Here is a 23,265-nt window from a genome sequence, read left to right on the forward strand (position 1 = left end):
GTGATATATCCCGTGGGAATAGGACTGGATTCGTCTGCGATCCATTCTTTCCGGCATGACCACACCAGTTAAGTGCACCGCGTGCGACGGTCGCGGCTGGAAGATCGTCACTCGACGCGGGCAGGTCGCCGCCGTGGCGCTCGGCCTGGAGACCTCGTCTCGGGAGGACTGCCTGTACTGCGACGGCGGCCAGGTGCTCGTGGAGATGTTCGAGTGGGAGGTCTTCGTCACCGCTGACGGGACCGACGTGCTCGGGCCGTGCGGCACCAGCGCCGGACAGGCCACCTCGATGGACGAGCTGCGCACGGCGCTCCGCCGGATGGACCCGGCCCGGCAGCCATGGGGGAGGATCACGCACCGGGTCTACGACTTCGGCACCGTGCCGGACGACTGGTCCCGCCGGATCATCTTCCGCGCGACGCTGGATGCGGCCGGACAGGTCCGCTTCGAACGGACCGACCGGTGAGCAACCGCACCCCGGCATGGGGCCGGCCGTGCCCATCCCCACATCTCCCGCCACTGCAGAACGGGGCCAAGCCGCTCGCCTGGCACAAGCCGGGACAGTTCGCCTGGTCGCGGGTGCTCGCCTGGACCTGCCACGAGCACCGCAACACCTGGTACGAGTTGTGCGCGGCCGGTGGCCTGGCATACATCCGCCGATTTAAGGGGGATGAGTTGAAGCCGGAGGTAGCGCACACCCATGCCTGGCGGGAGGCCGAGGCGCGGGCGGTGTGGCTGGCGCTGCTGTCCGGGCGGGCTCAATAGCCTTCCCGCTGGTGGCTGAGGTCCTGACAGGCATTCGCTTAGCCGCTACTGTGCTTATGCAGACAAGTGGAAAAGTGATTGGGCGCTTAACATGAGCATGGACTTCGCCCCGCCGAAGTACGCCCAGGTGATGACGGCGATTCAGCAGCGTATCCGGGACGGGGAGTACGCGCCCGGCGACATGCTGCCCTCGGAGACACAACTCGTCCGGGAGTTCGGCGTCGGCCGCACCACCGTTGTGCGGGCGCTTCAGACCCTTGCCATGCAAGGCTGGATCGAGCGCGAACACGGCCGCGGCTCGTTCGTGAAGGGCCGCCCCGAAAGCCCCGTCGAGCGGGTACGGCCGGGCCTGTCGACGGCCGAGCATCCTGAGAGCGCCGAAAACATCGTCAGCGTTGCCCGAGTGCCGGCCCCCCGGCACATCGCCAAGCTGATGGGCGTCGACGAGCGAACCCCCGTGATCGCCCGTCACCGCGTGATGCGGCAGGGCGACCGGGTCTCGGCGGCGGAAACGCTGTGGTTCCCCCTGGAAGTCGCCCTCGGCACCGACCTGGACAAGCCCGATCCGCTGCGGCATGGCGTCCGGCAACATCTCCAGGCCGTCAAGCATCTGCGGGTCGACCACGTCACCGAACGCCTGACCGCACGGAAGCCGACCAAGGAGGAATCCGAACTCCTCGGCTCCTCGTCCCCGGTTCTCGGCGTGCTGGCCACCGTGCACGACCCGGGCGGGACGGTGCTCCTCGTGATGAGCGTGGCCTTGCCTGGTGATCTTCACGAGCTGGAAGATGTCTATCCCGTGACCTAACCCTTGCCGGAGCAGGTGCCATGCAGACCGATCCCCCCATCGACCCGCAGGACCTGCTTCGGCGGCCGTCTTTGTTTGGGAAGCCGTCCAAGGGATGCCTGATCGCGCTGGCAGTGCCGGTCCTCTGCCTGTTCCTCCTCATCAAGATCCCGATGTGGGTCAATGACGGGAGGCTGAACGACTTCGCGGAGCGCTTTTACAAGCTTCCGCTTCCGCCCTCCGCCGAGTTCGCGGACTACGACGCGCAAGGCTCGGTCCAGCTCCGATCGAACGGGAACCACTGTGACTACCTCGTCAGGTTCTCGCTCACGACCCAGCTCTCCGACCAGGAGATCACGCGCTACTACGAAAAGCTCAACGTCCCCGGTGTTGATGGCGGCCGCGCCTACGTGACGGTCTACTTCCCGAAGTATTCAAGCCGGTTCGAGGCCGGCTGGCCTGAGCTGTTCATCGTCGAGATCTTCGACAGCACCGATCCCGGATGGGACATCCGTTGCCACTAATCCCCACCTAGCCGCACGGCAAGCCAAGTCTTACCCCTGCCGCTCGCTCGGTTACTTGTGCGGACGAGTGGGCAAGACTTACAGTGGAACTTAATCGGACAAGTGGACGAGCGCATGAGCTACTCGTCCCGAGCAAAAGGAATCACGCACATGGCCATTGCAGGACCCATCCCGATCGCCTTCGAGCACGTCTTCCCGCACGGCTGCTACCTCGTGGGGGAGGTGGAGCAAGTCAAGGACTTCACCGCCTCGACCGGCGGGCGCACAGTGTTCGCCAAGGACAAGACCACCGGCGAACTGGTCTGGCAGGTCGCCGTCATGGACGCCGACCCGGCCGCCAAGCTCGCCCAGAAGACAGTCGCAGTGAAGATCATCGCTCCGGTGCAGCCGGTCCCGCCGACTCCCACGCCCGGCCTGCCCATCACGCCGGTCGAGTTCGAGGGGATGACGGTCACCCCGTACGTCCACCAGAACACCGGACGACTGGCCTACTCCCTTCGGGCGAGGGGCATGCGCGCTCCCCGGGCCGTCGCCGCCTCGACCAAGCAGACGGGTGCCGGTAAGGAGGCGGCGGCCTGATGCTCCGCGACCCCTACACCTACGTCACGCTCTCGCTCAGCCCCGGCAACCCGGCCAACGTCGGCATCTCGTTCTACTCGCCCGAGCTACGGGCCGGAGCCTCGGTCCTGGACTCCGGGCGGCCCTACTTGGCCATCACCAGCCCGAGCGTGGACGTTACCGTCTCGACCACCGCGGCCGGGCCGGTCACCCCCCGGGACGTCGAGATCGCCCGGCAGATCTTCCAGGCCGCCTCGCGCTACCTGGCCGACTGCGAGCGCCTGGTCGAGCAGCAGCCGGCCGACTCCGACCAACTCGCCCTTCCCGGTGTCGACGGCTCGGCGGCCTGACACGCAAGCGGGGCCGCTGGAAGCGGCAACTTCCGGCGGCCCCTCGGATCTCCCACGCACGCCAATGCTTGAGAGGACTCCAGCCTAATGCTGAGAAGACTGCCCGGAGACGAGGCACGTAACCTCGTCTCCACCACCCCCGACACGGCCGTGGTCTTCCGCCCGGCCGTCATGCAAACCCCCGCCATCGTCACCATCGTGATCTGGCTGGCCCGCCTGCTACGCGGGCTGATCCGAACCCTGTGGCGGCACCCGATCGCCTGCACCGTCGCCGTGGCCCCCGTCGTGGTCACCCTCGTGTACGGCTGGCGCATGGCCGTGATCCTGGCCGGTTTCCTGCCCTCGGCCGGGCTGTCGTGGGCGCTGCTGGAGCGGGACTCCTTCCTGCGCGTGATCGGCTGGCCGCTGCTGGCCTGGTGGCGACTGGTATGGGTCTACCGGCGGCACTGGCAACCGGTAATGATCGTCTCCGGTCTGGGTCGGCACCTGCGCGGCCGGGGCTACCTGCCCCGCCTGGTCAAGGTGCGGTGTACCTCCTGGGCCGACCTGGTCACCGTGAAGATGCTGAACGGGCAGGCGGTCAAGGACTGGACCGACCGGGCCGACCACCTCGCCCACGGCTTCGGCGCCCGAAGTTGCCGGATGTCGATCGCGCGGGCCGGTCGCCTCGTGCTGACCCTGCCCCGGCATGACCCCCTCGCCGAGCCGTTGCCGGCCATCCCCATCCCCGAGACACCCTCGGTGGGGCCGGTCGAGATCGGCCGGTGCGAGGACGGCACGCCGTACCGGCTCAAGGTCCACGGCACGCACGTGCTGATCGCGGGCGCGACCGGCGCGGGCAAGGGCTCCTACCTGTGGAGTGCCATTCGCGGCCTGCTCCCCGCGATGCGGGCGGGCCTGGTGCAGGTCTGGGCGCTCGACCCCAAGCGGATGGAGCTGTCCTTCGGCCGGGCGCTGTTCGGCGCGCGCTATGCCGCCACCCCCGCCGAGTGCGCCGACCTGCTTGAGGCGGCCGTGGCCGTGATGCAGGAGCGGGCCGACCGGTTCGGCGGCAACCAGCGCTCCCACACACCAACCGTGGCCGACCCGTTCGTCCTGGTGGTCGTCGACGAGGTCGCCTTCCTGACCGCCTACCAGTCCGACAAGGGCCTCCGCGAGCGGACCAAAGCAGCCCTTGCCACGCTCACGACCCAAGGCCGCGCGGTCGGGGTCGGCGTCATGGCCGCGCTCCAGGACCCCCGCAAGGAGGTCATGAACATCCGCAACCTGTTCCCCGACAAGATCGCCCTCCGGCTGGATGAGTCCGAGCAGGTGGACATGGTCCTCGGCGACGGCGCACGCGACCGGGGCGCACTCGCCGACCACATCTCACCGGTCCCCGAACTCGGCGCGGGCATCGGCTACGTCCGGCTCGAAACCTCACCCGACCCGATCCGCGTGCGCGCGGCCTACGTCTCCGATGAGGACATTCGCGCCATGGTCGCCACCTTCTCGACCGGCAGGGCGGGGGCGCATGCCCGTGGTTGAGATCTCCCACCTCCTCGACGAGCTCACCTGCGCGGCTTGCGGCACCCGCAACGCGCTGTGGCTCTACCCCATTCGGGGCGTCATCGAATGCCGCGAGTGCGGCGAGAAGGCAAACGTGTTCGCCGAGCCCTCCGGCGGTGACCAATGACACTCGCCAATGACAGGGCCACCCCTCGCGCCGTCCGCATGGCGATGCCACTGGCCCGGGATGTCGTCGAGGAGATCGCCAAGCAGTACGGCGTGTGCATCCGGCCGGTTCCGCTCCGGCGGCAGGACATCCTCACCGGCCAGGTTGAGGTCATCGACGTGCCCTGCGGGGCCACCCTGGAGAGCAAGTGCCCGCCGTGCGCCAAGCGCAACCGCCAGCTTCGGCGGGCGCAGTGCCGGGAGGGCTGGCACCTCGACCACGAACCGGTCAACCTCCCCGACAACGCCGACGACTATCAGCGCCACCTCGTCGAGCTGCGGGCCGACGCCCAGGCCTGGCGGGACGAGGTCGAAAAGGCCGGCGGCGACACCACCGACCTGGACGCCGCCATCGAGGACCTAGACGAGGAGATCAACCAGGCAGGGATGCGCGGCAACGTCCTCGGCCGCACCTCCGGCAAACGGTCCCGCTCGACCAAACGGCGGCAGGACGCCCCGGATCTGCCCAAGCGGCAGATGACCAAGACCACGCTCGGGCGGACCTTCACCGGCTCCGACGGCAAGACCTATCGGCCGTCGATGTTCGTGACCCTGACTCTGCCGTCCTACGGCCGGGTCCAGGACGGTGCGCCGCTGAACCCCGACCGGTATGACTACGGGCGGGCGGCCCGTGATGCGCTGCACTTCTCCAAGCTCGTGGACCGCTTCGTGCAGAACCTCCGCCGCGTGGCGGGCTATGACGTGCAGTACTTCGCCACCGTCGAGCCTCAAAAGCGGCTCGCCCCGCACCTGCACATGGCGATCCGCGGCACCCTGCCCCGTGCAGAGCTGCGGCAGATCATCGCGGCCACGTATCACCAGGTGTGGTGGCCCTCAACCGATGACGTGCGGTTCGAGGGGGAGCACCTGCCCATGTGGGAGGACGGGGCCGGCTACCTCGACCCCACCACGGGGGAAGTGCTGCCGACCTGGGAACAGGCCCTCGACAAGCTCGACCAGGACGACGAGGCGGAACCCCTGCACGTGCTCCGCTTCGGCGACCAGCTCGACATCAAGGGCGTGCTCGCCGGAACGCCGGACGCTGACCAGTTGATCGGCTACCTGTCCAAGTACCTGACCAAGAGCCTCGGCGAAGCCCTCGGCACCGACGACCCACGCCGCAAGGCGCACGCCGAACGGCTGCTCGACGCTCTGCGGTTCGAGCCGTGCTCGCCCACATGCCCGAACTGGCTCCGGTACGGGGTGCAGCCCAAGGGCGCCAAGCCCGGCATGGCCCCGGGCCGGTGCAAGGGCAAGGCCCACAAGCCCGATCACCTCGGCTACGCGGGCCGCCGCGTGCTCGTCTCCCGCAAGTGGTCCAACAAGACCCTCACCGAGCACAAGCAGGACCGCCGCACCTGGGTCCTGGAAGCCCTCGGCCTGCCAGACGAGCCGGTCGACCCCCACCGCTACATCTGGCGACCGGTCAAGCCCGGTGATCCCGACCTGGCCCCCATCGGCGTGCGCCTCCTGCGCTCGGTCCACGAACGCCAGCGCTGGCGCAACCACCTCGACCGTCTCCAAGCCGAGGCAGACGGGAGAGATCGTTCGGCAACTGAGGGGAGGGCGGCGTGAAGAAGGACGACAAGCTGATGACGGTCCCCGAGATCCTCGCCGAACTCGGCGGCATCTCTCGCCGCACCTTCTACCGCTGGCGCGAGATCGGCAAGGCCCCCGAGGGCCTCAAGCTCCCCAACGGCGAGATCCGCATCTACCGCAGCGAGTTCACCGCCTGGCTTGAGAGCCTCCGGGAGGTCGCGTGAACGCCTCCTACGACGTGAAGTTCTGGGAGACCAGGCGGAACAAGTCGAGCAAGAAATCGTCCTATGAGGTGCGCTGGAAGGTCGGTGGCCGGGAGAAGTCCAAGAGCTTCGGGACCAAGGCGCTGGCGGACAACTGGCTGTCCGACCTCCGGCAGGCCGCCAAGCGCGGCGAGGCGTTCGACGTGGAGACCGGCCTCCCGGAATCCATGCTCAAGGCCAAGAAGGCGCGCACCTGGTACGCCTTCGCCGTCGCCTACGTCGAGACCCGATGGCCTCACTCGGCGGCCAAGAGCCGGGAGGGCATGACAGACGCGCTGTCCAACATCACGCCCGTACTCACAAGCGACCGGCCTGGCCGCCCCGATGACGAGACTCTGCGGCGGGCGCTGCGCGAGTTCGCCTTCATCCCGGCCGACCGTTGCCCGGCCCCCTCGCCGGAGATCGCGGCGGCGCTGCGCTGGCTGGAAGCGGCCTCGCTGCCGTTGACCGCGCTGGAGGACGCCAAGCACACCAGGGCGGCCCTGGAAGCCCTCTCGCTCCTCCTCGACGGCAAGGCCGCCGCAGCGTCCACCTTCCGGCGCAAGCGGGCGGTGTTCCATCACGCCCTGGAGTACGCGGTGGAGCTGGAAGAGCTTTCGGCAAATCCGCTCGACCGGGTGAAGCTGCGCCGGACCAAGACGAGCGGCGAGATAGACCGGCGCGTCGTCGTCAACCCGGCCCAGGCGCGGGAGCTCCTCGTCGCGCTCACCTACTGCGGCCGTAAGCGCGGGCCGATGCTCGTGGCGATGTTCGCCTGCATGTACTTCGGCGGCCTACGTCCCGCCGAGGCGGCCGGGCTACGGGAGAAGGACTGCCACCTTCCCGAATGCGGCTGGGGCCTGCTGACGCTGGAGAAGACCCGGCCGCAGAGCGGCAAGCGGTTCACTGACTCGGGGGAGGGGTTCGACGAGCGGGGCCTCAAGCACCGTGCGGAGGGCACGACGCGGATCGTCCCCATCCCGCCGGAACTGGTGAAGATCCTGCGTACGCACCTGGAGACCTTCGGCGCGGCGAAGGACGGCCGGCTGTTCCGAACGAGGACGGACGGTGTGATCTCGGCCTCGGCCTACGCGAAGATCTGGAAGGAGGCTCGAACGTACGCGCTGACGCCCGAGCAGGTCGCCTCGCCCCTCGCGGCCCGGCCGTACGACCTACGCCACGCGGCCGTGTCCCTCTGGCTCAATGCAGGGGTTCACGCCCCGGAAGCGGCGGAGCGCGCCGGTCACGGCATTGACGTCATGCTTCGGGTCTACGCCAAGTGCATCGACGGACAGCGTGAGATCGCCAATCAGCGGATACAGGCGGCCCTCGTCGGGTGAACGCCTACAGCCTCGTCTCAGGGTCTCGGGTTACTCCGGGACCCTTCGGCGTTTCCAGGGGCGGGTACCCATCCCGCAGAGGCCCTGGAAAGCGCGACCTGGGAAAACGCGGTCCGCGTCATCCCGCGTATATCCCGTGACTGGCGACAAACGGTGGCTCTCGGTGGCCTACGGCTGCATGCCCGGTAACCATGATCCATGGAGGAACCGCAGCTCAGGCAGGGTTTCCCTGATCAAACGTGGTAGGGCGGGTGGGACTTGAACCCACGACCCACGGATTATGAGTCCGATGCTCTGACCGGCTGAGCTACCGCCCCGCAATGGTGGGAGTCTCTCACAACTTAGCGGGTGAGGGGATCCGCGTGCGGAGGCGAGCGGCGGCCTTCGGCCCTGGGCGTAATCCCCACCCGATCACCCTGGCGATGATCGTCCGCGGTTGGGGTGTGACTCCCGAGCTGGGAGTTATGTGGCGTATGTCCGGGTATGTGACTTTTGAGGCGACATCGCTCCACAAGACGGCTCTGCGAAACGTGGCTCCGCAACGAATCGGGGGTGCCCCGTGGGGAGACGACTGGCGGGCGTCTGCGTGCTTCTCCTGATGTCCCTTCCCGCCTGCGGGCAGGGCGGGCGGCAGCCGGGAGCGGAACTCGGAGCGGTCGGCGACGTGCGGGAAGGCTTCACCGTCGGCCTGTTGCTCCCCGGTGAGGGGCCCGACCGGCCTCTGTTCACGCGGGCCCTGGAGTCCCTGTGCCCGCGCTGCCACGTCCAGTACGCGAACGCCGCGGGCGACCGGGCCAGGCAGGGGCGGCAGATCGGCCGGATGCTGGCCGACGGCGTGCGGGTGCTGGTTCTCGACGCGGTGGATCCCGAGGCCGCCGCCCCCTGGGTGGCCAGGGCCAAGCTGTCCGGAGCGAAGGTCGTCGCGTACGACCGGCTGGCGAACGGGCCGGTGGACGCCTACGTGGCGACGGATCCCGCGCGCGTCGGGCGGGAGCAGGCGCTGGCCCTGCTCGGTGCCATGAAGATCGCGGGGCCGGTGCTGCTCCTCAACGGTCCCGCCGGGGACCCGTACGCCGCGAGGGTGAAGCGGGGCCTGCACGCCGTGCTCGACGGCCGGGTGACGATCGGCTGGGAACGGGACCTGGCGCGGCCCGACGAGGCCGTGCGCGAGGTGGCGGCGGCCGTCGCCGCGCTCGGCGGGGCCGCGAAGGTGGCGGGCGTGTGCTGCGCGAGCGAAGCGGTGGCGGAGGCCGCCGCGGCCGAGATGGCGAGGGCGGGAATGGCCGGGGTGCCGCTCGTCGCGCACGGCGGGCGGCCCGCCGCGCCGGAGCGTCTCAGGGCCGGCACGCGGGCCGCCACCGTCAGCACCGACGTCGCGGCCGAAGCGTCGGCCGCCGCCAGGCTGGTGGTCGAGGTCGCGGGCGGCAGGACCGTGTACGGCACGGCCGTCGTGTCCAACGGGACGACGGTTTCGATTCCGGCGGTGCTGGTCCCGCCCGCCGTGGTCACGAAGGCCACGGCTCACGAGGCCCCCGCCCCCGGGACCGCCCGCGGACGGGGCGCGCGACCACACTGACACCGCGCGACCACACTGACACATGGTCAACCGGCCGCGTCCGCTGGCTCTGTGAGCGTCCGGCCGTCCTGGCCCGTCCCCGGTTCTGCGGGCCAGGACGGCACGCTCCGCGGCCCGGCCCCGAAGGCGTCGGCGCACAGTTGCGCGAACCAGCCCAGGCCGGGCAGCAGCAGGACCCACCCGGCGAGCGCCCAGCCGAGATGGAGGTGGGAGGCGGCGTGGGCGAGGGCGGCCACCCCCTCGGCCCGCAGCCCGTCCGCGCGCTCGTACGTCATCCGGCGCAGGCCCCGGGGATGTTCCTCCGCCGGGCGCACCTGTAGGGCGACCGGGGCATGGCGCAGGATCCACTTGCCGACGGGCGCGCACTGCCCGCACGTCGCCGACACGTGGACGACCGCCTCCGTCATGGCCGGGGAGGGCCGCAGGCGGGGCAGCCAGGCTCGCACGGCGGACCGGTAGGCGGCCCACGCGCCGCCGAAGCGGCCGGTGAGCTGCTCGCTCTCGTGCCAGGCCGCGAGCCCGGCGCCGTACGCGGCGGTCATGCCCGCCGCCGCGAGGAAGCGGACGTCCAGTACGCCCAGAAGCAGGTAGCTCGCCGTCATCGACACCTGCATCGGATTGCGCACGTACGCGTACGGACCGCTGGTGACGAGGCGGCGCGGCGCGTCGTACGGCAACGGCGTGCCGCCCGCCGCCGCGAACTCCCGGACGGCCGCCAGACCGAGCGTCAGCGGCGCGGCCAGCACCTGGACGCCGAGGCCGGCGAGCCAGCCGGGCTGACGCCACACCCCCGTGAGCACGACCGGCAGGCCGAGCATGAGCCCGCCCGCGAGCACCGCCTGCAGCACCGCCCGCCCGGCCACGAAGACGCGGCGGACGGTCCAGCGGGCGAGCAGCAGGCCGGGCACCAGGCAGAGCGCCACCGCGAGCGCCTCGCCGTACAGCCAGTCGCCGCCCAGCCGGACGAGCGGGCGGGCCAGGGGCATGAACGCGAGGTCCAGCCAGGCGAGCGCGAGGACGGTCAGCGGGAGCGGGAGGCGGCGGGACGCGTGCGCGGGCAGCGCCCCCCACAGCAGCGCCCAGCCGAGCAGCAGGTCCACCGGGACGCCCTCCACCACCGCGCCCCGCGCCGAGAACGACCACCAACCGGCCCGTACGGCTGTCGCGTTGACCAGGGCGAGGGTGAGCAGGTTCCAGGCCGTCGCGAGGATCATCGCGGCGATCGCGCGCTCGGACGGCCGGCGTACGGCCGCGGCGACCAGGACGGCGGCGAGCGGGCCGAACAGGGCCGCGCCGCGCAGGAGCCCGATCGCGGAATCCGCCGTGACAGGGCCGGTGGACACGATGTCCGCGATCACGAGGTGAAGGTCGCGGCGAGGTAGCCGGCCGCCTGCGTCGCGGCGTACCGCTGGAGCGGCCCGAAGTACCAGCCCGGGTCGAAGGTGCGCCGGTAGCGGAAGGTCACCTCCAGGCGCCGTCCCCGCCAGCGGAACTCGGCCTCGCGCAGGTCCATCCACCGGGCGAGCGTGGTGTCGCGCTCCACCCGGAAGACCACCCGGCCGGGGGCGCGCTCGGAGACCCGCAGCGTCATGGCGCGCGGCTCGAGCGGGGCGTTGATCCCGAGGGACCGCCGGGGCGTGAACGTGATCGTCCGGGTGTCCCCGACGGCGAGGCCGTGCCCCTCGGAGCCGAGCGGCCGGGGGAAGCCGAGCCGCAGCAACGGCGACGTGAGCGGGCCGAAGGCGGGCGGGCGGGCCAGGGCGGCCTCGATGTCGACGTCCCGCGCCGCCGTGGCGACCCCGGTGACCTCCTCGCCGCGCGGCAGGGAGGTGAGCGGGGTGACGCCTTCGAGCACGGCGACCAGGAGCAGCGGGGCGACGATCGCCACGGCGTGCCGGTTGTGACGGCGTACGTAGTCGACGGCGTTCCCGACCACGAAGCCGACCAGGTAGAAGAGCGGGGCCGACATCAGCAGGCAGACGACGCCCTCGCCGAGCAGCGGCCCGGCCAGCGCGAGCCCGATCGTGATCGTGGCCATGGCGACCCCGGTGGCGCTCTTCGGCCGCGCCGTGATCGCCACGGTGATCGCGATGGCCGCCGGGATGCCCACGTAGAACAGCGAGGTCTGCTCCAGGCGGCCCGCGTGGAGCACCACGTAGAGCAGGTAGGCGGCGAACAGCGCGGCCAGCACCACGACCAGGACGAGCCGGGGCCGCTCTCGGTTTTCCGTCTCCATACGGCGCTCCTTGAGCGAACGGTTTAATCGAGCGATTAAACCGTATGATGAGGATCGAGGGCTTTGTCAAGGGAGGGCGGGTTGACGACACGGCGGGACTCGGGCGCGGAGACGCGCGACCGGCTCATCGAGGCGGCCGCGGAGACGTTGAAGACCCAGGGGTACGCGGGCACGAGCGCCCGGACGATCGCGAAGGCGGCGGGCGTCAACTCGGCGCTCGTCTTCTACCACTTCGGCGGGGTCGACCCGCTGCTGCTGGCCGCCCTCGACCGCTCGTCGGAAGAACGCATGCGGGCCCACCGGGAGACCGTCGCGGGGGCCACGACGCTGGAGGAGCTGGTGGAGGCCGCCACCCGGGTCTACCGGGCCGACATGGAGGGCGGGCACATCACGCTCTTCTCCGAGCTGGTCGGCGCCAGCATCGCCCGCCCCGAGCTACGGGCGGAGATCGTCAAACGGGCCGACCCCTGGATCGACTTCGTGGAGCAGACGCTCGATCGGGTGATCGGCGGCTCGCCGCTGGCCCGGCTCCTGCCCCCGCGCGACGTGGCGTACGCCGCGATCACCTTCTACCTGGGGGTCAACCTGTTCACGCACCTCGACGCGGACCGTACGCGGACGGAGGCGTTGTTCGGCCTCGCGGCGCGGGTGGCGCCGCGCGCCCGGCTGCTCACCCTGCGGATGCCCCGGCGCCGCCGCCCGGCCTCCACCGAATCGCCGGAATGAGAGGGCCGCGGCCGCACCGGGGTGCGACCACGGCCGGGGAGAGCGGGTTCACTCCTCTTCGTCGGAGGCGGCGGGGGCGTCGGACGGGCGCAGGCGCTCCCAGAGCAGGAACGCGCCGCCGACGACGAGCATCGCGACGCCCGTCCACAGGTTGATGCGGATCCCCTCCGCCTTCTGGATCTCCTGGGCGCTGTCGAACAGCCCGGTGACCGTGAGGATCAGTCCGTACACCAGGAACAGACCACCGATCACGCGGCGGATGTCGAAGAGCCGATGCGGGGCGGCCATGCGAACCTCCTACAGGAAGGGCAGGTAGAACGCCGCGGCGAGGACCACCGCCCCGGCGCCGAGGATCATGGGGGAGCGGTACCAGGCGGCGTCTCCCGCCAGTGCGTCGTCGGCGACGGACGCGTCGCTCAGGCCGTAGACGAGCCCGCGCAGCTCGCTCTCCGGCTTGGGGGTGGTGGCGAGCGTGACCACGACGGAGACGACCGCGTCGACCACGAAGGCGATGCCGGCGCCCCAGAAGCTCGCGTTCAGCTCCGTGCCGAAGTCGAACACGCCCGCCTTGTAGAGGATGTACGAGGCGAAGGCGCACACCGTGCCGCTGAGCAGGCCCCAGAAGCCCGCCCAGGCGGTCATCCGCCGCCAGAACAGGCCGATGATGAACGTCGCGAACAGCGGGGCGTTGAAGAACGAGAACAGCGACTGCAGGTAGTTCATGATGTTGCCGAACCCGGCCGCGATGAACGCGGTGCCGATTCCGGCCAGGACGCCGACCACGGTCGCGATCCGGCCGAGCCGCACGTACCACTCGTCGGGGTGGTCGCCGTTGATGTGCGCCTTCCAGATGTCCTGGGTGAAGACCGTGTTGAAGCCGCTGATGTTGGCGGCCATGCCGGCCATGAACGACGCGAGCAGGCCGGTCACCGCGACGCCGAGCACGCCGTTGGGCAGGAACTCGTTCATGAGCAGCGGGATCGCCTCGTTGTACGTCGGCCCGCCGTCCTTGCCGAGGTTGTTGAAGAGCACGAGCGCGACGAGGCCGGGGATCACGGTGACGACCGGGATCACGAGCTTCGGGTAGGCCGCGACGATCGGGGTCAGCCGGGCCGCGTTGGTGTTGCGGGCCGACAGCGCGCGCTGCACCTCGGCGAAGTTCGTGGTCCAGTAGCCGAAGGACAGCACGAAGCCGAGGCCGAAGACCAGGCCGATCCAGTTGGCCTGGAGCGGGTTGCCGGTGCCGGCGGTGTGCGCCCAGGTGTGCAGCCCGCCCTCGCCGAGCACGCTCTGCTTGACCTTCTCGCCGAGACCGGAGAAGCCGCCGACCCGGGTCAGGCCGATGATCACCACCGGCACGAGCCCGGCGACGATCACGAAGAACTGCATGACCTCGTTGTAGATCGCCGAGGACAGGCCGCCGAGGGTGATGTACGCCAGCACGATCGCGGCCGACACGATGATGGACAGCCACAGCGGCCAGCCGAGCAGGGCGTCCATGATGAGCGCCAGCGCGTACAGGTTGATCCCGGCGATGAGGATCTGCGCGACGGCGAAGGTTCCGGCGTTGAGCAGCTGGGTCGCGCCGTTGAAACGGCGGCGCATGAACTCCGGGACGCTGTGCACCTTGGACCGGTAGTAGAACGGCATCATCACGATGCCGAGGAACACCATGGCGGGGACCGCGCCGATCCAGTAGTAGTGCAGGGTCATCGCGCCGTACTGTGCGCCGTTCGCCGCCATGCCGAGGACCTCGGTGGCGCCGAGGTTGGCGGACATGAAGGCCAGGCCGGTGATCCAGGCGGGGAGTGCGCGGCCCGAGAGGAAGAAGTCCAGACTCGTCCGTACGGCCCGTTTGGCGGCGAAGCCGATTCCCAGTACGACGAGGAAGTACAGGGCGAGGATCACGTAGTCCAGAACGTTGACGTCGAGCCGCAGATCCTGTGCGGCCAGCAGTTGGGCATCAGGCACGCAACGCCAGCTACCCGCACGTCTTCTCCTTTCACAAACTTGGCTTCCGTATACCCAATCGTGACAAAACCGCAGGTGAGCGCTCCGCAAAGCCGCGTCCGGGGACGCCTGCGGCGGAGTCCCGAGTGACGGGGGAGTAACCGGGTAGGCGAGGGAGAGCAGGAGAACACCGACGAAGGGGAGGCACGCCATGGCCGACGCACCGAACCCGATCCAGCTGCAGAAGCACCTGAAGGGCGTGGACTACCCGGCCGGCAAGTCGGACCTGATCCGCACGGCCCGCGACCAGGGCGCGGACGACAACGTCATCGACGCGCTGGAACGCATCCCGGACCGGCAGTACGACGGCCCCAACGCGGTCAGCAAGGCGGTCACCGAGGCCCGGTGACAAAGAGGCACGCGACAAAGAGGCACGCGACAAAGAGGCACGCGACAAAGAGGCCGGGTGAGTAAGAGGCCGGGTGAGAGGCCGGTCACGGCTTCGGGCGGCCGGCGCGGGAGGGTTCCCGCGCCGGCCGCCCGCTTGTGCCGCCTTGTCGCCTCCGCGCTCCCGCTCGCGCCGCGTCTTCGCGTCTCCGCCCGGCCGCCGTGACCGCGCTTTCCGCCGCCGGCCGTACGGCGGGCAGAGGCGACGGTCAGGACCAGACGGCGGCGATCGGCTCGGCGAGGGCGGCGGCCTGGTCGATCCCCGCCGCGAAGGCCGGTCCCCACAGGGCCGGGTCGAGGACGTTCTCGCCGAACACCGCGACCGACGCCGTGTCGGGGTGGACGACGTACGACGCGGCCGCGCCCGCCTTCGCCATCTCGGCCTCCAGGACGGCCCGGGGGGTCAGGTTGCCGAGCGGTTCGAGCACCACGAGCGCGCGGGCGCCCTCCGCGAGGTCGGCGTTGGTCGCCGAGCGGACCCCGCCGTCCACGTACCTGCGGCCGTTGATCTCCACGGGCGGGAAGACCATCGGCACGGCGCAGCTCGACGCGACGGCGAGCACCAGCGGCGCGCCTGAGGACCGGTCCCACACGACGAACTCGCCGGTGGCCGCGTCCACGCTGGTGATCAGCAGCTCGCGCTCGGGCCACTCCTTCACCGGCAGCCGTTCGCCGACCGCCGCGAGCCGCTCGGCGTAGTGGTCGACCCTGGCCGCCAGGGCCATCTGACCGACCCTGCGCCGGGCCTCCCGCCGGTCGATGTTCGGGTCGAACATGATGGCGAACGCCTGCATGACCTCGTTCATGTGGTCGATGGCCGGGGGCGGGCCGGTGTCCACCTCGGCCTGGTGGGCGATCGCCTCCTCCAGGTCGGCGCCGGTGGCCACCAGCGTGCCGACGACCGACCCGGCCGAGGTGCCGATGATCCGGTCCGCCGTCCCCAGGTCCACGCCGAGACGGCGCAGGCCGGTGACGATCCCCGCCTCCCAGGCGATGCCGGCGACTCCGCCGCCGCCGAGCACGAGAGCAGTAGTCATGTCCAGAATTATGTTCCACGGGAGCGCGTGCCCGGGCCGTGGTGAAACCGGTTGCGATTTGTCTGGACGCCAAACTATTGACGGCGCTTCCGCCGGTGTGTGAATCTTCCCTTCAGATTTCCATGCACGTTGGAGAAGGACGGTCAGGGTCCCCACCTGGTCGTGCATGGCCGGTTGTCCGTGCTCGGAGGGAAAACCGTCCATGCGAAGATTCGCAACCATGCTCGTGGTCGCCGCCGTGGCGCTGGTCACGGCCGTGATCAGAATGAGCCCCGTGTCGGCCGTCGCGGCCGACCCGTACACGTTCAAGAACGTGCAGATCCTCGGCGGCGGCTTCGTCCCCGGGATCGTCTTCAGCCCCGCCCAGAAGGACCTGATCTACGCGCGTACCGACATCGGCGGCGCGTACCGCTGGAGCCAGTCCTCCCAGACGTGGACCCCGCTGCTCGACTGGGTCGGGCAGTCCAACTGGGGCTACAACGGCGTCGCCAGCATCGCCCCCGACCCGGTGGACGCCAACAAGGTGTACGCCGCCGTCGGCATGTACACCAATAGCTGGGACCCCAACAACGGCGCGATCCTGCGCTCGTCGAACAAGGGCGACACCTGGCAGGTGAGCCCGCTGCCGTTCAAGCTGGGCGGCAACATGCCGGGCCGCGGCATGGGCGAGCGCCTCGCGGTGGACCCGAACAAGAACAGCATCCTCTACTTCGGCGCGCCCAGCGGCAACGGCCTGTGGCGGAGCACCGACTCCGGCGCTACCTGGTCGAAGGTGACGAACTTCCCCAACGTCGGCAACTACCGCGCGGGCACCGACGACTACCAGGGTGACATCCAGGGCGTCGTCTGGGTGACCTTCGACAAGCGGACCGGCACGTCGGGCAGCGCCACCCAGACCATCTACGTGGGCGTGGCCGACAAGGACAACACCGTCTACCGCACCACCAACGGCGGCACCTCCTGGGAGCGCGTCGCCGGGCAGCCGACCGGCTACATCGCCCACAAGGGCGTGCTCGACACGGCCAACGGCTACCTCTACATCGCCACCAGCGACACCGGCGGCCCGTACGACGGCGCCAAGGGCGACGTGTGGCGCTACGCCACCGCCACCGGCACCTGGACCCAGATCAGCCCGATCCCGTCCAGCAGCTCCGACGACTACTTCGGCTACAGCGGCCTGACCATCGACCGCCAGCACCCCGGCACCATCATGGTCGCCACGCAGGTCTCCTGGTGGCCCGACGCGATCTTCTTCAGGAGCACCGACAGCGGCGCGACCTGGACCCGCATCTGGGACTGGACGTCCTACCCGAACCGCAGCTTCCGCTACAAGATGGACATCTCGGCCGCTCCGTGGCTGACCTTCGGCACCAACCCCCAGCCGCCCGAGGTCACGCCCAAGCTCGGCTGGATGAACGAGTCGGTGGAGATCGACCCGTTCAACTCCGACCGGATGATGTACGGCACCGGCGCGACGATCTACGGCACCACCGACCTCACGAAGTGGGACTCGGGCGGCCAGTTCACGATCAAGCCGATGGTGAAGGGCCTGGAGGAGACCGCCGTACTCGACCTGATCAGCCCGCCGAGCGGCGCCCCGCTGGTCAGCGCGCTGGGTGACATCGGCGGCTTCCGGCACACCAACCTCGACGCCGTGCCGTCCATGATGTTCACCCAGCCCGTCTTCACCTCCACGACCTCGCTCGACTACGCCGAGGCCAACCCGAGCGTGATGGTGCGGGCCGGCAACTTCACCGACTCCGACCGCCCGAACGACAGCCACGTGGCGTTCTCCACCGACGGCGGGGCCAACTGGTTCCAGGGCACCGAGCCGGGCGGGATCAACAGCGGCGGCACCGTGGCCGCGGCGGCAGACGGCAGCCGCTTCGTCTGGGCGCCGGGCGACTCCGGCCAGCAGGTCGTCTACTCCGTCGGCTACGGCAACAGCTGGACCGCCTCCAGCGGCGTCCCGGCCAACGCGATCGTCGAGTCCGACCGGGTGAACGCGCAGAAGTTCTACGCCTTCTCGGGCGGCAAGTTCTACGTGAGCACCAACGGCGGCGCGAGCTTCGGCGCCACCGCGGCGACCGGGCTGCCCACGACCGGCGTGCACTTCAAGGCGCTGCCCGGCAAGGAGGGCGACGTCTGGCTCGCCGGCGAGGGCGGCCTGTGGCACTCCACCGACTCGGGCGCCTCGTTCACCAAGCTGTCGAACGTCAGCAGCTCGATCAACATCGGCTTCGGCAAGGCGGCGCCCGGCAAGACGTACCAGGCCCTCTACCTGATGGGCACCGTGGACGGCGTGCAGGGACTGTTCCGGTCCGACGACACCGGCGCGAGCTGGGTGCGCATCAACGACGACCAGCACCAGTACGGCAACGCGGGCGAGGCCCTCACCGGCGACCCGCGGATCTACGGCCGGGTCTACCTGGGCACCAACGGCCGGGGCATCATCTACGGCGACCGCAACGGCGGGTCCTCCCCGTCGCCGTCGCCGTCCGCCTCGCCGTCCGCGTCGCCGTCCGCGTCCCCGTCCGCGTCGCCGTCGGCCTCGCCGTCGAAGTCGCCGTCCCCGAGCCCGTCGCCGTCCGCCAGCCCGTCGCCCTCGCCCAGCCCGTCCCCGAGTCCGTCGCCCTCGGCGAGCCCGTCGGGCGGCAAGGCGTGCTCGGCGACGTACACGGTGGTCAACCAGTGGCCCGGCGGCTTCCAGGGCGAGGTCACGGTGAAGAACACCGGCAGCACCTCGATCAGCGGCTGGAGCGTCAAGTGGGCCTTCGCGAACGGCCAGACGATCAGCCAGCTCTGGAACGGCACGGTCAGCCAGTCCGGGGCGAACGTCACGGTCACCAACGTGAGCTACAACGGCTCGGTCGGCTCCGGGGCGTCCACCACGTTCGGGTTCCAGGCGAGCTGGAACGGCACCAACGCCGTCCCGTCGCCGCTGACCTGCACCGGGTCGTGAGATAGCACCACAACGGCCGTACGGACGTGCCGCCGAAGTGGCACGTCCGTACGGCCCGTTCTTCTCCCAAGGGAGAAGGGCCGGGGGCCCTGCCGGAAAAGGGGTGGGGCCCGACGGGGCAAAGGTGATCTATTGGAGTGGTGACGGGACTGACGGATGAGTGGGGCGGCACCGGGTGGGACAGCCTGGCGCGGGTGGCCCGGGGGCGGTGGGTGGAGCGCCGCCCCAGGCGGCCGGAGGTGGCCGCGCGGCTGCTCATGGAGACCCGCCTGATGCCGTGGCTCGCGCCGCGGCTGCCGTTGCCCGTCCCGGTTCCCCATGTCCTCCACCGGGAGCCGCTGGTCGTACGGCACGAGATGGTCGCCGGTGACCCGCTCGAGACCTTCGACGCCGTGAGTGGCCGGACGCTGGGCGCGTTCCTGCGGGCCCTGCACGCGACCGATCCCGCGGAAGCCGTACGGCAGGGTGCGCCGCCGGCGCGGGAAGCGCTGCGGGAGCGGGCGGCGACGGTGGAGGACTTCCGCACGCGCGTGGTGCCGCTCCTGCCGGACGACCGGCGCGGCGCCGCCTCGGCGTTGCTGGACGCCGTGGCCGCGCTGCCTGCCGGCGCCCTGGTCCACGGCGACCTCGGGCCCGAGCATGTGCTGGCGCGGGACGGCGCGGTGAGCGGCGTCATCGACTTCGGCGACGCGCACGTCGGCGACCCGGCGCTCGACCTGGCGTGGGCGCTCCACGGCGCCCCGCCCGCGTTCGCCCGCGCCGTGGCGGCGGAGTACGGCGCCGCGCCGGAGCTCACCGAACGGGCGCTGCTGTGGCACCGGCTCGGACCGTGGCACGAGGTCACCTATGGCCTCGACACGGGCGACCGGGACACGGTGCGCAGCGGGCTGGAAGGCGTCCTCGCCCGCCTTCCGGCCTGAACACACGGGCCCCTGGTTCTCACGGCAGGTCGGCGGGCCGACTTTCCGCCGCGCCTGTGGGACCGCACGACCAGTGCGAAAGGGCCCTACTGATGTGACATCCGACTGGTATCCGCGTGGGGCCCTTCGCATAGCCTTGCCTGGGCGGGCCGTCGGGCCGCGCCTGGACAGGGGTGACTGCGCGATGGCGATCGGGGTTTACGTCGCGGCCGGCGACGCGAGGAGCAACAAGGGCACGATCGCCCTCGGCATGATCGAGCTGCTGACCCGCCAGGTGGGCACGGTCGGCGTGTTCCGGCCGGTCGTCCGGTCCGGCCGTGAGGACAGCCTGGTCAACACCGCGCGCGGCCGCTTCGGGATCGGCCTGCCGTACGCCATGTGCACGGGCGTCACCTACGAGGAGGTGCACGCCGACGAGGAGCGCGCGGCGGGGGAGATCCTGGCCCGCTACCGGGCGCTCGCCGGGCGGTGCGACGCGGTCGTGGTGATCGGCACCGACTACACCGACGTGGGCGCGCCCACCGAGTTCGTGTTCAACGCCGAGCTCGCCGCCAACCTCGGCACACCGGTGATGAACGTGGTGACCGGGCTCGACCGCACCCCCGACGAGATCGCCGCGGCGGTCGAGATGTCGCGCAAGGAGCTGGCCGAGCGGCACGCCACCGAGCTGGCCACGGTCGTCACGCGGGTCGCCCCCGGCCTGGTGGACGAGGTCGCCGCCCGCGTCCCCGCGTACGTCCTGCCGGAGGTGCGGCGGCTGTCCGCGCCGACGGTCAGCGACCTGATGACCGCCTGCGACGGCGAGCTGTTCATGGGCGACGCCGACCAGCTCGGCCGGGAGACGGGCGGGCTGATGATCGGCGCGATGTCGCTGCCGAACATCCTGGAGCGCCTCACCGAGGGCCTGGCGGTCGTCGTCCCCGCCGACCGGGCCGCCGCGCTGGTGCCGGGGCTGCTGGCCGCGCACAAGGCCCCCACGTTCCCCGCCCTGTCGGCGATCATCCTCAACGGCGGGCTGGAGCTGCCCGACGCGGTCGTCCGGTTGCTGAAGGGCATGGACATCCGGCTGCCGATGATCACGACCGGTGGCGGCACGTTCGAGACCGCGACCAAGCTGTCGAAGGCCGAGGGCCGGTTCAGCCCGGACGCCAAGGGCAAGATCGACACCGCGCTCGGGGTCTTCGCCGAGCACGTCGACACCGGGGCGCTGCTGCGCAGCCTGCGGGTCACCAAGGCCGCCGCGATCACCCCGCTCATGTTCGAGTACGACCTGCTGGAGCGCGCCCGCGCCGACCGCAGGCACATCGTGCTGCCGGAGGGCGCCGAGCCGCGGATCCTGCGGGCCGCCGACAGCCTGCTGCGCCGGGGCGTCGCCGAGCTGACCCTGCTGGGCGACGAGCGGGAGATCCGGCTGGCGGCGGCCACGATGGGCCTGGCCGTCGACGGCGCCCGCGTGGTCAGCCCGTTCGACCCCGAGCTGCGCGAGTTGTTCGCCGAGGAGTACGCCCGGCTGCGCGCGCACAAGGGCGTGACCCTGGGGCAGGCCCGCGACATCGTCACCGACGTGTCCTACTTCGGCACCATGATGGTCCACCTCGGGCTGGCCGACGGCATGGTCTCCGGCGCCGCCCACACGACGGCCCACACGATCAGGCCCTCGTTCGAGGTCATCAAGACCTCGCCGGGCGTCGGCGTCGTGTCCAGCGTGTTCTTCATGTGCCTGGCCGACCGCGTCCTCGTGTACGGCGACTGCGCCGTGGTCCCCGACCCCACGGCCGCGCAGCTCGCCGACATCGCGATCTCGTCGGCCGCCACGGCCGCCAGGTTCGGGGTCGAGCCGCGCGTGGCCATGCTGTCGTACTCGACCGGCGAGTCCGGCGCCGGGCCCGAGGTGGACAAGGTGCGCGAGGCCACGGCGCGGGTCCGCGAGCTGCGGCCGGACCTGCCCGTCGAGGGCCCGATCCAGTACGACGCCGCGGCCGAGCCGAGCGTGGCGCGGACCAAGATGCCCGGCAGCCCGGTGGCCGGGCGGGCGACGGTGTTCGTGGTGCCCGACCTCAACACGGGCAACAACCTCTACAAGGCCGTGCAGCGCAGCGCCGGCGCGGTCGCGATCGGGCCGGTCCTGCAGGGCCTGCGCAAGCCGGTCAACGACCTGTCCCGCGGCGCGACCGTGGGCGACATCGTCAACACCGTCGCGATCACGGCCATCCAGGCGCAGGCGCGGCGGGAGGCACAGTGAGCGCGCAGGCGCGAGGGGGAGGCACAGTGAGCGCGCAGGCGCGGCGGGAGGCACAGTGAGCGCGCAGGCGCGGCAGGAGGCACAGTGAGCGCGCAGGCGCGAGGGGGAGACGCGGTGAGCGCGCAGGCGCGGGAGGAGACACAGTGAGCGGGCAGGTCCTCGTCCTCAACACGGGGTCGTCGTCCATCAAGTACCGCCTCATCGACATGGGGACGCGCCGCGCGGTGGCCGGCGGGCTGATCGAGCGCATCGGCGAGGACGAGAGCGTGCTCACCCACGACGGCGTACGGACCGAGCGCCGGGTGGCCGACCACGAGGAGGGGCTGAAGGCGGTGCTCGCGGCCTTCGCCGAGCACGGGCCGCCGCTCGACGGCGTGACCGCCGTGGGCCACCGGGTCGTCCACGGCGGCAGCCGGTTCGTCACGCCCGTGCTGATCGACGACGCGGTCGAGCGGGCCATCGAGGAGATCGCGCCGCTGGCGCCGCTGCACAACCCGGCCAATCTGGAGGGCATCCGGGTCGCCCGGCGGGCCTTCCCCGGCCTGCCGCACGTCGCCGTCTTCGACACCGCCTTCCACGGCACGATCCCGCCCCACGCGCACACCTACGCCGTCCCCCGCGAGTGGACCCGCAAGCTCGGCGTGCGCCGCTACGGCTTCCACGGCACCTCCACGGCGTACGTCTCCCGCCGGGCGGCGGCGCTGCTCGGCCGGCCGTACGACGAGGTGAACTCGATCGTGCTGCACCTCGGCAACGGCGCGAGCGCGACGGCGGTGCGGGCCGGGCGCAGCGTGGACACCTCGATGGGCATCACCCCTCTCGCCGGGCTGGTGATGGGCACTCGCTCCGGGGACGTCGATCCCGCTCTCGGCGCCTATCTCGGCCGGGTCGCCGGCATGGACCTCGCCGGCGTCGACGCGGCGCTCAACAAGGAGAGCGGCCTGCTCGGCATGTGCGGCGCCAACGACATGCGGGAGGTCTGGCGGCTGGCCGACTCCGGCGACGAGGACGCCCGGCTCGCGCTCGACGTCTACGGCTACCGCGTGCGGGCCTACATCGGCGCCTACTACGCGGCGCTCGGCCACGTGGACGCCCTGGTCTTCACCGGCGGCGTGGGGGAGAACAGCCCCCGCGTCCGCGCGCTCGCGGCGACCGGGCTCACCCGGCTCGGCATCGAGGTCGATCCCGATCGCAACGCCGCCGAGTCGGCGGAGGCCAGGGTGATCTCCCCGGAGGGCGCCGAGGTGACGGTGCTGGTGGTGCCCACCAACGAGGAGCTGGAGATCGCCGAGCAGACCGCCGCCTGCCTCGGGGACGCGTGAACCCGCCCATCGTCGCCGCGGTCGTCCGG

At 70.9% G+C, this 23,265-nt stretch carries 23 protein-coding genes and 1 tRNA gene; 18 read left to right on the forward strand and 6 right to left on the reverse strand.

Translation table 11 applies throughout. The annotated features are described in order from the left end of the window. The first annotated feature begins 55 nt into the window (after positions 1 to 55). The 11 genes from ABZ857_RS11655 to ABZ857_RS11705 all read left to right on the forward strand — a co-directional run bounded on the left by ABZ857_RS11655 (position 56) and on the right by ABZ857_RS11705 (position 7,818). Positions 56 to 466, forward strand: coding sequence for a hypothetical protein (locus ABZ857_RS11655; RefSeq protein WP_357041377.1), 411 nt, complete (start codon positions 56 to 58; stop codon positions 464 to 466). Next, positions 463 to 765, forward strand: coding sequence for a hypothetical protein (locus ABZ857_RS11660; RefSeq protein WP_357041379.1), 303 nt, complete (start codon positions 463 to 465; stop codon positions 763 to 765). Before ABZ857_RS11655 ends, ABZ857_RS11660 begins: the two co-directional genes overlap by 4 nt. 91 nt (positions 766 to 856) lie before the next feature. After that, a complete protein-coding gene (locus tag ABZ857_RS11665; RefSeq protein ID WP_357041382.1) occupies positions 857 to 1,573 on the forward strand; it encodes a GntR family transcriptional regulator in 717 nt (238 codons plus the stop codon). 20 nt (positions 1,574 to 1,593) lie between these two features. Beyond that, positions 1,594 to 2,076, forward strand: coding sequence for a hypothetical protein (locus ABZ857_RS11670; RefSeq protein WP_357041385.1), 483 nt, complete (start codon positions 1,594 to 1,596; stop codon positions 2,074 to 2,076). A gap of 150 nt (positions 2,077 to 2,226) precedes the next feature. Further along, positions 2,227 to 2,655, forward strand: coding sequence for a plasmid replication, integration and excision activator (locus tag ABZ857_RS11675; protein ID WP_357041387.1), 429 nt, complete (start codon positions 2,227 to 2,229; stop codon positions 2,653 to 2,655). After that, positions 2,655 to 2,984 (forward strand): hypothetical protein, encoded by a 330-nt coding sequence (locus ABZ857_RS11680; protein ID WP_357041390.1) that lies wholly within the window; start codon positions 2,655 to 2,657, stop codon positions 2,982 to 2,984. The genes ABZ857_RS11675 and ABZ857_RS11680 overlap by 1 nt, the downstream gene beginning before the upstream one ends. An 87-nt stretch (positions 2,985 to 3,071) precedes the next feature. Next, the gene (locus ABZ857_RS11685; protein ID WP_357041393.1) at positions 3,072 to 4,511 is read left to right on the forward strand and encodes an FtsK/SpoIIIE domain-containing protein; all 1,440 of its coding nucleotides are present in this window, start codon (positions 3,072 to 3,074) and stop codon (positions 4,509 to 4,511) included. After that, a complete protein-coding gene (locus tag ABZ857_RS11690; protein ID WP_357041396.1) occupies positions 4,498 to 4,659 on the forward strand; it encodes a hypothetical protein in 162 nt (53 codons plus the stop codon). The genes ABZ857_RS11685 and ABZ857_RS11690 overlap by 14 nt, the downstream gene beginning before the upstream one ends. Continuing rightward, positions 4,656 to 6,272 carry a replication initiator gene (locus ABZ857_RS11695; protein ID WP_357041399.1) on the forward strand — a complete coding sequence of 539 codons (1,617 nt, stop codon included), beginning with the start codon at positions 4,656 to 4,658 and terminating at the stop codon, positions 6,270 to 6,272. Before ABZ857_RS11690 ends, ABZ857_RS11695 begins: the two co-directional genes overlap by 4 nt. Next, entirely contained in the window at positions 6,269 to 6,460 is a 192-nt protein-coding gene (locus tag ABZ857_RS11700; protein ID WP_357041402.1) for a helix-turn-helix domain-containing protein, read from the forward strand. Before ABZ857_RS11695 ends, ABZ857_RS11700 begins: the two co-directional genes overlap by 4 nt. Further along, positions 6,457 to 7,818: a tyrosine-type recombinase/integrase gene (locus tag ABZ857_RS11705; RefSeq protein WP_357041405.1), complete on the forward strand. Its 1,362-nt coding sequence runs from the start codon at positions 6,457 to 6,459 to the stop codon at positions 7,816 to 7,818. Before ABZ857_RS11700 ends, ABZ857_RS11705 begins: the two co-directional genes overlap by 4 nt. A gap of 240 nt (positions 7,819 to 8,058) precedes the next feature. On the opposite strand, the gene ABZ857_RS11710 is transcribed toward ABZ857_RS11705, so the two are convergent. Then, positions 8,059 to 8,135, reverse strand: a tRNA-Ile gene (locus tag ABZ857_RS11710). 242 nt (positions 8,136 to 8,377) lie between these two features. Between ABZ857_RS11710 and ABZ857_RS11715 the strand changes: the two genes are divergently transcribed. Beyond that, positions 8,378 to 9,394, forward strand: coding sequence for a substrate-binding domain-containing protein (locus tag ABZ857_RS11715; RefSeq protein WP_357041408.1), 1,017 nt, complete (start codon positions 8,378 to 8,380; stop codon positions 9,392 to 9,394). A 26-nt stretch (positions 9,395 to 9,420) separates the two neighbouring features. On the opposite strand, the gene ABZ857_RS11720 is transcribed toward ABZ857_RS11715, so the two are convergent. Continuing rightward, positions 9,421 to 10,752: an isoprenylcysteine carboxylmethyltransferase family protein gene (locus tag ABZ857_RS11720; RefSeq protein ID WP_357041412.1), complete on the reverse strand. Its 1,332-nt coding sequence runs from the start codon at positions 10,750 to 10,752 to the stop codon at positions 9,421 to 9,423. Continuing rightward, the gene (locus ABZ857_RS11725) at positions 10,749 to 11,630 is read right to left on the reverse strand and encodes a hypothetical protein (RefSeq protein WP_357041415.1); all 882 of its coding nucleotides are present in this window, start codon (positions 11,628 to 11,630) and stop codon (positions 10,749 to 10,751) included. The genes ABZ857_RS11720 and ABZ857_RS11725 overlap by 4 nt, the downstream gene beginning before the upstream one ends. Positions 11,631 to 11,711: 81 nt before the next feature. Between ABZ857_RS11725 and ABZ857_RS11730 the strand changes: the two genes are divergently transcribed. After that, a complete protein-coding gene (locus ABZ857_RS11730) occupies positions 11,712 to 12,356 on the forward strand; it encodes a TetR family transcriptional regulator (RefSeq protein WP_357041418.1) in 645 nt (214 codons plus the stop codon). 48 nt (positions 12,357 to 12,404) lie between these two features. Here ABZ857_RS11730 and ABZ857_RS11735 read toward each other — a convergent pair whose 3' ends face one another. After that, entirely contained in the window at positions 12,405 to 12,644 is a 240-nt protein-coding gene (locus ABZ857_RS11735; RefSeq protein ID WP_357041421.1) for a hypothetical protein, read from the reverse strand. Positions 12,645 to 12,653: 9 nt separating this feature from the next. Then, a complete protein-coding gene (locus tag ABZ857_RS11740; protein ID WP_357041424.1) occupies positions 12,654 to 14,327 on the reverse strand; it encodes a sodium:solute symporter family protein in 1,674 nt (557 codons plus the stop codon). 190 nt (positions 14,328 to 14,517) lie between these two features. Here ABZ857_RS11740 and ABZ857_RS11745 point away from each other — a divergent pair, with 190 nt between their 5' ends. After that, on the forward strand, positions 14,518 to 14,715 hold the full coding sequence (locus ABZ857_RS11745) for a DUF2795 domain-containing protein (RefSeq protein WP_142556417.1): 198 nt from the start codon (positions 14,518 to 14,520) through the stop codon (positions 14,713 to 14,715). 247 nt (positions 14,716 to 14,962) lie between these two features. On the opposite strand, the gene ABZ857_RS11750 is transcribed toward ABZ857_RS11745, so the two are convergent. Next, positions 14,963 to 15,790 carry a patatin-like phospholipase family protein gene (locus ABZ857_RS11750; protein WP_357041428.1) on the reverse strand — a complete coding sequence of 276 codons (828 nt, stop codon included), beginning with the start codon at positions 15,788 to 15,790 and terminating at the stop codon, positions 14,963 to 14,965. 202 nt (positions 15,791 to 15,992) lie between these two features. Between ABZ857_RS11750 and ABZ857_RS11755 the strand changes: the two genes are divergently transcribed. The 4 genes from ABZ857_RS11755 (at position 15,993) to ABZ857_RS11770 (ending at position 23,236) form a co-directional block, all read left to right on the forward strand. Further along, positions 15,993 to 18,752 carry a cellulose binding domain-containing protein gene (locus ABZ857_RS11755; RefSeq protein ID WP_357041431.1) on the forward strand — a complete coding sequence of 920 codons (2,760 nt, stop codon included), beginning with the start codon at positions 15,993 to 15,995 and terminating at the stop codon, positions 18,750 to 18,752. 140 nt (positions 18,753 to 18,892) lie between these two features. After that, entirely contained in the window at positions 18,893 to 19,672 is a 780-nt protein-coding gene (locus ABZ857_RS11760) for a phosphotransferase (RefSeq protein WP_357041433.1), read from the forward strand. Positions 19,673 to 19,856: 184 nt separating this feature from the next. Continuing rightward, entirely contained in the window at positions 19,857 to 21,914 is a 2,058-nt protein-coding gene (gene pta, locus ABZ857_RS11765; protein ID WP_357041436.1) for a phosphate acetyltransferase, read from the forward strand. A 143-nt stretch (positions 21,915 to 22,057) separates the two neighbouring features. Continuing rightward, the gene (locus ABZ857_RS11770) at positions 22,058 to 23,236 is read left to right on the forward strand and encodes an acetate kinase (protein ID WP_357041439.1); all 1,179 of its coding nucleotides are present in this window, start codon (positions 22,058 to 22,060) and stop codon (positions 23,234 to 23,236) included. Positions 23,237 to 23,265 lie beyond the last annotated feature (29 nt).

The organism is Microbispora sp. NPDC046933, from assembly GCF_040644635.1.
GTDB lineage: Bacteria > Actinomycetota > Actinomycetes > Streptosporangiales > Streptosporangiaceae > Microbispora.